The following is a 12,030-nucleotide window of genomic DNA, read 5'->3' on the forward strand; positions in this document are numbered from 1 at the left end:
TTATTTAATGTAGTTGTGAAAGAATTCCCATGCTAATTGATTCCCATTGTCACCTTGACCGCTTAAAAGCGGCTCCAGATCAAGCCAGTTTACAATCCATTATGGACAATGCCAAATCCCAAGGTGTTGATTATCTATTGTGCGTCAATGTTCGCCAACAAGGCTTTGAAGCCATGCGAGACAAAATGTCAGCCTTTAATAATGTCTTTTTATCTTCTGGTGTGCATCCTTTAGATGTGCAAGAGGGTTTGAATATTGAAGAGATTAAACGTTTTGCTGAAGATCCTCGAGTGGTAGCTATTGGCGAAACGGGTTTGGATTACTTCTATTCAAATGACACTAAAACCTTGCAACAACAATGTTTTGAACAGCAGATTGCTTTAGCCGTTGAGGTCAATAAACCGTTAATTGTCCATACGCGTGATGCCCGTGAAGATACCATTAATATGCTTAAAGCCGGTGGCGCAGACAAAGTGGGTGGTGTGTTACATTGCTTTACTGAAAACTGGGAAATGGCCAAAGCGGCGATTGATTTAGGTTTTTATATTTCTGTTTCAGGCATCGTAACCTTTAAGAATGCTGGCGAACTTCGCAGTGTTATTCGCCAAGTGCCGAAAGACAGATTATTGGTTGAAACTGATTCACCTTATTTGGCGCCAGTGCCGCATCGTGGCCAAGAAAATCAACCTGCTTTTGTTCGTGATGTGGCAGAGTTTGTTGCAGAATTACGTGGTGAAAAATTTGAAGAGTTAGCTCAGTACACCACAGATAACTTTTTTAATTTATTTAAGGATGCGGCTAAGTTGATTGGACGCTGACTTTAGTCTGGTAAAAATAAGCAATTCATCGCTCCCTGTCTGTTGATTAGATCATAAGACAAAAAAAGGCCCAAAACTATCCAATTGTTTTGGGCCTAGGGAAAGGGCTCGATTAAGAGCCTTGCGCTACTGTTATGGCATTTTAAGCGCTAAGCGCGCTTAAAATGCCATATATTGAATCAAACATGAATAAACTATAGTCCGACAAAATGGTTTTTGCATATAATTTAATCAAAAAATATTAGTCTCGGTATGTGCTTTCCCAAAACCATTGATTGTGAGTACTTTATTATCCTCAGTCGCTTTAATGTTTCTAATCGCTTTAACGGTTGTGTTATAGGCTGATGTTGACATTGTCGCGGACTAATTCACGCGGTAAATTGTTTTTCAGTCTATGGCCTAAGTGTTTTACTACACCAAGAACAACGTGATGATAGCTGACTAACATTTCCCCTTGCGTGGTGACAGCCAAACGCTGTTGTGCTGTGTCATCAAAGCTGTTAATAGCAATATCTCGGCCCATTAAAAAGTCTTTAGCTTGTGGAGCCGTCAACTCAATGGTTCTTGGGGCATCAACTGTTGATACTGATAAGGCAATGATAGCTTCGTGTTTCGCTTTGTAGCCCTTTTTCATCGCATCAGCAAGTTTGAGGCCAATACGCTGAAAGCGCATTTTACCGATAAAAGGCATAAATTGAGTCGGGAATAACCAATATTCATCGTCTCGTAACATAATGATGTCATCGTTGGGCAAGTCGATACAAAAACTATCTTTAAAATACTGTTTCAACTCTGTTTTTTGTTTATCATTTGCGACCGAAAATGGGAAGTTTTTTTGTGGTTTAGGTTGTTTTTTAGTTCGTTCAATCGAGGCGGTTTTACGAATTTTAGCGACAAAGAATCCTTCACTATCGTAAATTTGTGGCCACACATGTAAAAAACCTTCTTCGGTACACGCTTTTTCTGCACCTTCAAATAACGATGCCAACGAGATGAATTCAACCGCATCAGGATAAGTTTGTTGTAAATGTTGGCAAATATGTTGATTTTCTAACTGGCTCAGCGTGCAGGTGGAGTACACTAATGTCCCGCCGGGTTTTAACGCTAAAAATGCCGATTCAATGAGATCTTTTTGGGTTTCACCAATAGCAGTAACATCTTCTATATCCCAATGTTTTAATGCTAATGGGTCTTTACGAACCGTACCTTCACCGCCACAAGGTGCATCAAGTAAAATGGCATCAAATGATTCAAATAAATACTCACCAAATACTCTGCCATCAAAATGGGTCAGGGCAGTATGACTTGCGCCCATACGAAGCACGTTGGCATGCAATACCTTTACGCGACTAGCAGAGTATTCATTAGCAACTAATAAGCCGCTATTATTCATTAAGGCCGCTATTTGAGTCGTTTTAGAACCTGGCGCTGAAGCCACATCTAACACAATTTCAGCGGGTTCTTGATTTGAAAACAATGCTGTAGGCGGCAACATTGAGCTAGCTTCTTGGATGTAAAATAATCCTTGAATATGCTCGATAGCATTACCTAATTGAATGTCATCTTTACCTTCAATCCAAAATCCATCTTCACACCAAGGTATCGGCGATAGTTGCCAGCCTGCTTGAGTCATTATACTGATAAATTGTAGGGTGCAAATTTTTAGCGTATTCACCCGAATAGATTTACGAAGTGGTTTATCGCAATAGGCGATAAACTCTTCTAAAGATAAGTGAGCGGGTAGCTCTTTCTCAATGTGATTGATAAAGTTTGTATTTAATTGGGCCATAATAATAAACGATAACGTATTTTTGCAGTAATTGGGGCGATCATATCACGGAATTGTACACCCTGATCGTCAATGATTGCTGTATATTGACGTTAATAAAACTGCCTAGGTGATGGAGATATGTGTGTTAAATAGAGTGTGGTTATTATTTTTTATTATTGCAGCCTTGTCTATTGTGATCCAGTTAGTTGATGGTAACGTCAATGTATTAAGTGAGTCGGTTACAGCCTTATTTGCCAGTGCTAAATTAGCAGCAGACATTTCAATTGGATTAATTGGCGTATTAGCCCTGTGGATGGGCTTGATGCAAGTGGGTGAGAAGGCTGGTGTCGTTGGTTTGTTTGCGCGCATATTTGAGCCTTTGCTGTCTAAGTTGATGCCTGAGGTACCTCGCGGACATCTAGCCTATGGCAGCATTAGTATGAATCTCACGGCAAACATGCTCGGATTAGACAATGCCGCAACGCCTCTAGGCTTAAAAGCGATGCACGATTTGCAAACACTTAACCCGGTAAAATCGGTAGCAACCAATGCGCAAATTTTATTTTTAGTATTAAACACATCTTCTGTCACCTTAGTACCGGTAACTGTGTTCCTTTATCGCGCCCAACAAGGTGCCGCTAATCCTGCAGATATCTTTCTGCCAATATTGTTAGCCACCAGTGTCTCCACTGTGGTGGGATTATTAGTTGTCGCGTTAGTGCAACGTATCTCGTTATTAAATAGTGTTATTTTGGCTTATGCCGCCACTATTATGAGTGTATTCATGGCTGCCATTGCTTACTTAGTGACATTGTCGGCTGATGCAATTGGCCAAGTGTCCATGGTGTTGGGTAACGGCATATTATTATTACTTATTTTGAGTTTTATTTTAGTTGCGGGTTACCGCAAAATTGCCGTGTATGATGAGTTTGTCGATGGCGCTAAGCAAGGTTTTAGCCAAGCAATTCAGCTTATTCCCTATTTATTGGCAATGTTATTAGCCATTGGTTTTCTTCGCGCGTCTGGTGCATTAGATTATGCATTACAGTTGTTAGCTAGCGGCGTAAGCGCACTTGGTGCCGATACGCGCTTTATTGATGCGATGCCTACAGCTTTAATGAAGCCTTTTAGTGGTTCTGGCGCGCGGGCGATGATGCTAGAAACCATGAGTCATCATGGTGTCGATTCATTTGCAGGACGTTTAGCGGCTATTTTACAAGGCAGTACCGAAACCACATTCTATGTGCTTGCGGTGTACTTTGGCTCTGTTGGTATTCGTAATGGTAGACATGCATTAGGCTGTGGTTTAGCCGCAGACTTTGCTGGTATTAGTGCAGCTATTGCTGTGTGTTATTGGTTTTATGGTTAGGCTAAAAACAAGCTAAGCTTATGATATTGTCGGGTAATAAAAGCAAAGGCCGATAAGTATATCGGCCTTTAGCATTTGTACTAATCGGTATTATCCCAAGATGAGCTTATTTAGCTTGTGTCGGCCGCCATTGTGTCCATTCGTCTTGCATATTTTTATGTAAGGCAAAACGGCTTGAAGCGTCAATACGGTTACTGTTAGAGGTTGCATCGCGTGTTGCAAATGCAATTCCGCCAGCCAGTATGGTTTCTAGGGAGCCGGTTTCTAACTGTGCTCCAGAAAATAACCCGACATCTAACTTAATCCCTGATGCATCCCAAAACTGACTACTTTGATTAATTAAGTGACCATATTCAGCATTAACATGGGCAAACACCGTAATTTCTGTACCTGAGTCATCTAATTGATAACCATCAACTTGACCCACCTTAATACCACGGAAAAATAGTGGCGTACCCACTTTAATTGAGCCTAACTGATCGTCAACGAGTTGGAATGCTAAAGCATCCTTAGGCACAGTTGCCTCAAAGTTAGAGTGAGGTTGAGCAATAAAGTTATCAACTAACTCTAAACTGTCGCCTGGGATAACCCCAATGTAAGGGCCTGTTAACAGTGTTTCTGGCGCATTTATACCCGCTAATGAAATCTGTGCATCGACAATAAAGTATTCACTGTCAATGGCACTAAAATGGCTTGCATATTGACCGTAGATATAAGCTTGTGCGTTGAGGGTGTTTAAATCTTGGTTTAGCTTCACATAAGATACTTCACCAATCTTATGACCTTGATAACGGATAGCCGCTTTTTCGGCTACCTTTGTACTTACTGGTAAGGTGAGATGAATCACCTTAGCCTGCAAAAGTGCGAGTGACTTTGTGTCATATAAACGTAGATTTGGTTGATTGCTGTGTGTATCAACTGTGTCATCTATATGCCCAAGGGTAATGCTGCCATTTATTGCACCTTTTAGTGGTGCAACATTGATATCAACACCCGCTAAGCTAGCATTGATGGCGACAGCATCATTGCGCCAAAAAACAGTATTGGTTTTTATTAAGGCTGTAAATCTATTGTCGATATTAATATCAATATTAAATTTATCCGTTTTAGCGAACCAATTAATATTATTCACCGAGCCAATTTGCATTTTTTTATAATAAATAGGTGAGCCTTCAGACAAGTCGGCGCCATCAATACTGGTTAAAGTAAAGTGCGTCATCTGTTGTTGAGCGTATAGCGTCTGTGCTGACTCAATTGATTCATGTAAAGTTAATGTGCTATTAGCTGTTATAAGGGTTTTATTGCTACCTGGAATTAAGCTAATCGCGCCCTCGAGCATTGTGGTGACATCACGTGTCTTAACCTTAATGCCATCTAATGAAGCGTTAATGGCTAAAGCACTTTCTGGTACAAAAAAACTTCCTTTGGTGACTAAGTTTTTAAATTCTGGCAGAATTTCAATTTGATATTCAACCGTTGAAAAGTCTTTGCTTAAACTAATGCCGATAATTTGGCCAATAGGTAATTGCTTATAACGAACTTGTGCGCCATTACTGACACCAGTATGCGTGTTGGCCACTATCGTCAGTTTAAGCTTGTCTTGTGTGAGTAAATCAGGAGCATGTGATGCTAGTTCAAATTGCATCGCATCGACAGAATCTTGGGTGCCGGGTAAAACATTAATAACATTGCCAGTGACTAGTCTACTGACGTGCTTAACCCCTTTTAATGATAATTCGGCGCCACTTAGCCAAAACTGGCTATCTGCGGTAATTAATGCTTTGTACGGATGTTCAACTCGAGCAATAAACAGTACTCCAGTGTCGGTTAGGGTTACGTTTTCAATTTCACCGATAGCAATACCGCGATAGATAATGCTGGTGCCTTGTTTAACATCATCGCTGCCAGCTGCAGTTAAACTAAAATGTACCCCTCCAATGGCGGTAACCTCATCTTCATAAAGGGTATAAGCATCGCCATTTTGGGCTTTTTCAGTGTAGCTACCGGTATCAAAACTAATCCCGCCGGCTAAAATGGATGCAATACTTTCGGTACTGACTTTAATACCGGCTAAAGAGGCATCTATTTTTAAGCCAGACACATTCCAAAAACGAGAGTCTTTATTGACTAAATGGGCATATTGCTCTTGAACAAACGCGCTGATAATAATCTGTTTATTTCCGTCTAAACGATAGCTAACAACACTGCCGACCGGTGCTTGACGAAAAAAGACGGGTGAGCCAACATCAATAGATCCCAGTTTAAGCGCTTTAAGCTCAACCATAATCCCTTCACTACCAGGCAAAATAGCGGGTGCTTCTCGTTGTGCTTCAAATTCTGTTGCAGAGCGTCCATCACCAGGTTGAATGGCAATGTAATTACCCGAAAACAACGTATCTAATCCTTCAACTCCGGTAATACTCGCTTTAGGTTTAACCAACCAAAAAAGGCTGTTTTTGTTTAAGAATGGATCAGCACGATAATCCATGACTACTTTTACGTTAACGCCTTTGAGATCATCATCAATACCAATGTCGGTCACTTTACCCACCGACAAACCTTGGTACTTTACTAAGGTTTTGCCAATATCTATTCCGGCAGCACTCGGGAAGTGGATCAAAATTTCAATGCCAGATTCTTTAATGCTTTTTACCCCGAGCCAAGCACCTAAAATCAGTGCAACTACGGGTAATAACCATATTGGTGAGAATAATTTTTTCTTAACAATTTTCGGCGATTCAATTTGTGTCATCAGATTGTTCCAAACGGTCCCAAAGTAAACGCGTATCTAACACTTTTGCCGCCAGTTGTGTCAGTAATATTACTAACGCAAATGCAGTGGCAGCAGGTGCAGGTTTTGCATCTAATAGTTGCCCCATATTAACTAAGGCTACTGTTAATGAAATAACGAATAAATCGAGCATTGACCAACGTCCGATCCATTCAATGATATGAAAACCAACCATTAATTTTCTTTTTGATACTGGTAGGTTAAAGCTAATAGCCGTTAAATAAGTGGCTAAACCAATAATTTTAAGCCAAGGCACTAAAATACTGGCAGTAAAAACAATAATCGCAATCGGAAACATGCCAGTTTGCACTAAATGACTAATACCACTAAAAATAGTGTCGTTAGTGACCACTCCACGATTCGTTAATAAGGTGATCGGATAAATATTGGCTACCACAAGTAAAATGGTTGCAGTGATCAACAACGCCCAACTCTGCTGGATGCTGGCATAGTTGCGATTGCTCAATTGGCTAAAGCAGCGTCGACAATGATTGTTGCTGGTCAAATTCAGTTTTCGGCAGACTGGACATAGGCATAAGCCTATTTTTTGCCCTTGTAGATGCGGTTGAGTTTTCGTTGTTGTAACATCATTGCAGTCTACAACAGTCGCTTCACTTGTCGTTGAGAGGTTATTAGTCGCTGAAATGGGTGTATTAGGCATCCACATAACTCCACATGTGCTCTAGATTATATTCACGTTGCAAAAATAAAATGATTACAAACAACATCGTAAAACTGAAGGTGCCCATACCGAAGTAAACATCTGAAAAGTCAGATAATTGGAATGCTGATACTAGAAAACTAATAACATAAATTTCTAACATGGTCATTTGTGATATCGAACCATGGTTCTTTAATAAGGTGCTATAAGCCCTTTGCCAAAATGAGCTATGCAGTTTTAATTTAACAATCATGACTTGGGTCAAAATCGACAATATTAATAATCCTGGAGCGATAACAGCTGCAACCATTACCGCTAATCCTACAACCCAATATCCTTCCGCCCAAACGGTCACAGCGGCTTGGATCACAGTGGTGGTTCGCACGCTGCCAAGAAAATGGATTTCGAGAACTGGCAATAAATTAGCCGGGATAAAAATAATTAACGCCGCAATACATAACGCCAACATGCCATTAATAGAGCAATAAGGAGAATCGTACAGAACAGTGTGACAACGCGGACAAATAGCCCGTGAGCTAGACGGCAAAGCTCGTTTTCTCACAGCCAGGTCACATGAGTGGCATAAGATTATTGAATCATGATCATCAAATTCATGCATGAAGAATTAGTCTAATCCATAGTGAAACACATTATTGGGACACAAAGAACTTAGTCTCTACTTTGCTTTATATTGGCAGATAAATGAATCTGTTGGTAAACAATCTCAATTTTCTGAGTTTGATAATATCAGAATAATCAGAACACTTGCATCATAAGTTAACTATGTGAGATTCTATACACTGTATATAAAAACAGTGAGGATTACATCATGGCAGTGATAACCCAATTTGTCGTGGTCAGAGAAGGGGTGGAAAAGATGACATTTATATCGAAGAAAGAGGCTGATGCCTACGATAAGATGCTTGATATTTCCGATAACCTAGTGCCATTTTTTATTAAGGCAGATCTCGGGCTTGATGAAAATAAATGCGAACAGTTAGCATTTTATCTAGCAAACAATAAAGATGAGCTTTCTAACTTGCTAAAAGGCGCAGTACAGGTTAAAAACGCTCCTACAGCTAAAACCAAAAAAACGACTGCTAAAAATACATCAGCAGAATAGCCGCATTAATCACTTACTATTTGAGTGAATGTTAGCTTAAGGAATAGAAATGAAAACCGAATTTTACCAAACATTAAATCGTCAGGCACAAGCTTTACTTGAAGGTGAAGATGATTTGATTGCGGCAATGGCAAACTTTTCAGCATTGCTAAATGACAACTTAACCGACCTTAATTGGGCTGGTTTTTACATCAAGCGTGGTGAACAATTAGTATTAGGCCCTTTCCAAGGTAAAGTTGCTTGTACACGTATCAATATTGGTAAAGGGGTTTGTGGCACTGCCGCTGCAGAAAATAAAACTCAACGGGTGGCCGACGTTCATCAATTTGATGGCCATATCGCATGTGATTCTGCCAGTAATTCTGAAATAGTCATCCCTGTTCTACAGAAGGGCGAAGTAGTGGCAGTGTTAGATATTGACAGCCCATTATTGAATCGCTTCGATGAAGATGATCAAATTGGTTTAGAAAACATGGTAAAAAGTTTCGAAACTTGCTTATTTGGTTAAATAGCGAACAAATTAGATTAAATCATGGTCGCATTCGCTGTCGCGGGCTTTATAATGTGCCCTATACGCATTTGTGCTGGATTTACTGATGAGTGATGATTAAGCTGACAGTATGTTTAGTTAAATTGTTAAGGTTTGTTTCAATGACTTTAGCAAACTAGCGGATAGTGATATTTTGTATGTTGAGCCTTAACAGTAAGGTTTAATGAAAGATGAACGACTGCATGGCAAATCTTATGCCGCACAATCAGTCCCTTTATTAACGTGGAAGTAAAAATGGAATCAACAGACAAGTTGACCGACACCAACGCAATTTTAGCGTATTTATATGAAACCTTTCCTTCATGCTTTATTGCAGAAGGTGAAACTAAACCATTAAAAATTGGTTTATTTCAAGATTTGGCTGAACGGTTAGCTGATGATTCTAAAGTCAGTAAAACACAATTACGTGTAGCGCTTCGTCGTTACACCAGCAGCTGGCGCTATTTGAAAGGCGTTAAAGCAGGTGCAAAACGTATTGATCTTGACGGTAATGAATGTGCTGAATTAGAACAGGAGCATATTGACCATGCTATTTTGACGCTTAAAGAAAGCCAAGATAAAGCCAAAGCAAAACGTCAAGCCTTAGCACCTAAAAAGCCGGCCAAGAAAGTGGCACCTAAACGTGCTCCAGCCGTTAAAAAAGAACGTCCTGCACCTGTTGTGGCTCCAGTGATTAAACTTGTGCCTGCTAAGCTTGAAGATTTAAAACAAAAACAACGTGTTAATGTTAAGTTGGGTGCTACCCCAGTACCAGGTGTTGTGACTGATATTAATAAAGAAGATGTGCATGTTCAGTTAGATTCTGGCCTGTCCATTAAAGTACGTGCAGAGCACATACTATTATAGAAATTTAAGGAGTACTTGTTGATGCGAAAACTTACCTTGGCCGCGTCAATTGCCAGTTTATTTGTCGGCTTTTCGGCATGGGCAATTTCACCAACGATTCAAATCAGCGAGTTACCTAAACTAGCACAAGAGCCACAGCATAAAGTGGCTAGCAAGCGAGTAACAACCTTGTTTACTCGCTCGCATTATCATCGTTTTAACCTTGATGATGCTTTCTCTGAGCAAATATATACCCGTTTTCTTGAGCAACTTGATTATCGTCGTAATGTGCTGACTGCGGCAGACGTTGCGAGCTTTAGTCAATATCAAAACCAGTTTGATGATATGGTCGAATCAGGTGATATTAGCCCTGCATTTACCATGTACGACCTAGTACAAAAACGTCGTTATGAGCGTTTTGCTTATGCTTTGTCTTTACTTGATAAAGAGTTTGATTTTACTAAAGCCAGTGATGCTTATGAGTTTGATCGCAAAGATGCGCAATGGCCAAAAGATGAAGCAGAAGTTAATGAACTTTGGCGTCAACGTGTTAAATACGATGCATTAAACCTAAAATTAACGGGTAAAAAATGGCCTGAAATTGTTGAAGTGCTTGAGAAACGTTATAACAATGCTATTAAACGTTTAAGCCAAACCCAAAGCGAAGATGTGTTTCAAACGGTAATGAATGCGTTTGCTCGTAGTGTTGAGCCGCATACCAGTTATTTATCACCTCGTAATGCAGAACGTTTCCAAATGGAAATGAATCTAAGTCTTGAGGGCATTGGAGCCGTGTTGCAAATGGATGATGACTACACTGTTATCAAAAGTTTAGTAGCAGGTGGGCCAGCAGCCAACAGCGAAAAATTATCTCCTGAAGATAAAATTGTCGGTGTTGGTCAAAAAGAAGGTGATGTTGTTGACGTTATCGGTTGGCGTTTAGATGATGTTGTTGACTTGATTAAAGGGCCAAAAGGCAGCGAAGTCGTATTACAAATTTTACCTAAAAAAGGTGGCGCGAATGCCAAACCTTTTGAAGTGGTTATTACCCGAGATAAAATTCGTTTAGAAGACCGTGCAGCTACCTCAAAAGTAGTTGAGCCGAAAGAAGGTCAATATGCCAATCGTAAAGTCGGGGTGATCCAAATCCCTGGGTTTTATATGAATCTGTCGCAAGATGTGGTTAAAGAAATTGCTAAACTTGAAAAAGACAACGTTGAAGGCATTATTATTGATCTTCGTGGTAATGGCGGCGGAGCGTTAACAGAAGCCACATTACTGACAGGCTTATTCATTGATATGGGACCGGTTGTACAAATTCGCGATGCTAATGGCGGCGTTAATCAAAACCGTGATAACGATGGAAAAAGTGCATATAACGGCCCATTAACAGTGATGGTTGATCGTTACAGTGCATCAGCATCAGAGATTTTTGCCGCAGCTTTACAAGATTATGACCGTGCACTTATTGTGGGTGAGTCTACCTTCGGTAAAGGAACCGTTCAGCAGCATAAGAGCCTAGGTCGAATTTATGATATGTATGAAAAGCCTATTGGTCACGTACAATATACGATTGCTAAATTTTACCGTATTAATGGTGGCAGCACTCAATTAAAAGGCGTTACACCTGATGTTCGTTTTCCAAGTGCTTTAGAGGCTGGCGAATATGGCGAGTCAGAAGAAGAGAATGCTCTACCATGGGACAAGGTGCCTGTTGCTCAATACACTACCTTAGGCAATATTACGCCAATGTTGATCAGTAATCTTGATGTTAAACATCAAGAGCGTATTAGCAAGGATGTAGAGTTCAGTTACATTTACCAAGACATTACTGAATTTAAAAAACATCATAAAGACAAAACAATATCGTTAGTTGAGAGTGAACGTTTAGCTTCTCGTGAAGATGATGATAAGCGCGCTTTAGATCGAGTAAATGCTCGTCGAGTGCACGATGGTTTAGCTATTGTTAAGTCTCTTGATGATATTGAAACAACCGATGACAGTAAGTTGCCGGATGCCTTTTTAGATGAAACTGCTTATATCACTCTTGATATGGCAGATGCAGAAAAGATAGCTAAAACAACTTCAAAGTAATTTTTTGTTATTGTAAAAAAACGCGCTT

The 12,030-nt window shown here is 40.1% G+C and carries 10 protein-coding genes; 6 read left to right on the forward strand and 4 right to left on the reverse strand.

Going from position 1 to position 12,030, the window contains the following annotated elements; all coding sequences use genetic code 11:
• The first annotated feature begins 29 nt into the window (after nucleotides 1–29).
• Entirely contained in the window at nucleotides 30–818 is a 789-nt protein-coding gene (locus EGC82_RS09950) for a TatD family hydrolase (protein WP_124730615.1), read from the forward strand.
• 334 nt (nucleotides 819–1,152) lie between these two features.
• On the opposite strand, the gene rsmF is transcribed toward EGC82_RS09950, so the two are convergent.
• The gene (rsmF, locus tag EGC82_RS09955) at nucleotides 1,153–2,607 is read right to left on the reverse strand and encodes a 16S rRNA (cytosine(1407)-C(5))-methyltransferase RsmF (protein ID WP_124730616.1); all 1,455 of its coding nucleotides are present in this window, start codon (nucleotides 2,605–2,607) and stop codon (nucleotides 1,153–1,155) included.
• Nucleotides 2,608–2,731: 124 nt separating this feature from the next.
• Here rsmF and EGC82_RS09960 point away from each other — a divergent pair, with 124 nt between their 5' ends.
• On the forward strand, nucleotides 2,732–3,958 hold the full coding sequence (locus EGC82_RS09960; RefSeq protein WP_124730617.1) for a nucleoside recognition domain-containing protein: 1,227 nt from the start codon (nucleotides 2,732–2,734) through the stop codon (nucleotides 3,956–3,958).
• Between the two features lie 106 nt (nucleotides 3,959–4,064).
• On the opposite strand, the gene EGC82_RS09965 is transcribed toward EGC82_RS09960, so the two are convergent.
• Genes EGC82_RS09965 through EGC82_RS09975 form a run of 3 tightly spaced genes read right to left on the reverse strand, consistent with a single transcriptional unit; the run spans nucleotide 4,065 to nucleotide 8,029 of the window.
• Nucleotides 4,065–6,710 (reverse strand): PqiB family protein, encoded by a 2,646-nt coding sequence (locus tag EGC82_RS09965; protein ID WP_124730618.1) that lies wholly within the window; start codon nucleotides 6,708–6,710, stop codon nucleotides 4,065–4,067.
• On the reverse strand, nucleotides 6,697–7,410 hold the full coding sequence (locus EGC82_RS09970) for a paraquat-inducible protein A (protein WP_124730619.1): 714 nt from the start codon (nucleotides 7,408–7,410) through the stop codon (nucleotides 6,697–6,699). The genes EGC82_RS09965 and EGC82_RS09970 overlap by 14 nt, the downstream gene beginning before the upstream one ends.
• On the reverse strand, nucleotides 7,403–8,029 hold the full coding sequence (locus EGC82_RS09975) for a paraquat-inducible protein A (protein WP_124730620.1): 627 nt from the start codon (nucleotides 8,027–8,029) through the stop codon (nucleotides 7,403–7,405). The genes EGC82_RS09970 and EGC82_RS09975 overlap by 8 nt, the downstream gene beginning before the upstream one ends.
• Nucleotides 8,030–8,239: 210 nt before the next feature.
• On the opposite strand from EGC82_RS09975, the gene EGC82_RS09980 reads away from it, so the two are divergent.
• The 4 genes from EGC82_RS09980 to prc all read left to right on the forward strand — a co-directional run bounded on the left by EGC82_RS09980 (nucleotide 8,240) and on the right by prc (nucleotide 12,002).
• Nucleotides 8,240–8,533, forward strand: coding sequence for a YebG family protein (locus tag EGC82_RS09980; protein ID WP_124730621.1), 294 nt, complete (start codon nucleotides 8,240–8,242; stop codon nucleotides 8,531–8,533).
• Nucleotides 8,534–8,582: 49 nt separating this feature from the next.
• Nucleotides 8,583–9,041 carry a GAF domain-containing protein gene (locus EGC82_RS09985; protein WP_124730622.1) on the forward strand — a complete coding sequence of 153 codons (459 nt, stop codon included), beginning with the start codon at nucleotides 8,583–8,585 and terminating at the stop codon, nucleotides 9,039–9,041.
• A gap of 276 nt (nucleotides 9,042–9,317) precedes the next feature.
• On the forward strand, nucleotides 9,318–9,929 hold the full coding sequence (proQ, locus tag EGC82_RS09990; protein WP_124730623.1) for an RNA chaperone ProQ: 612 nt from the start codon (nucleotides 9,318–9,320) through the stop codon (nucleotides 9,927–9,929).
• 21 nt (nucleotides 9,930–9,950) lie between these two features.
• Nucleotides 9,951–12,002, forward strand: a complete 2,052-nt coding sequence (prc, locus tag EGC82_RS09995; protein WP_164839121.1) for a carboxy terminal-processing peptidase — start codon at nucleotides 9,951–9,953, stop codon at nucleotides 12,000–12,002.
• The last annotated feature ends 28 nt before the right edge of the window (nucleotides 12,003–12,030 follow it).

Origin of the sequence: Shewanella livingstonensis (genome assembly GCF_003855395.1) — a bacterium.
GTDB classification, from domain to species: domain Bacteria; phylum Pseudomonadota; class Gammaproteobacteria; order Enterobacterales; family Shewanellaceae; genus Shewanella; species Shewanella livingstonensis.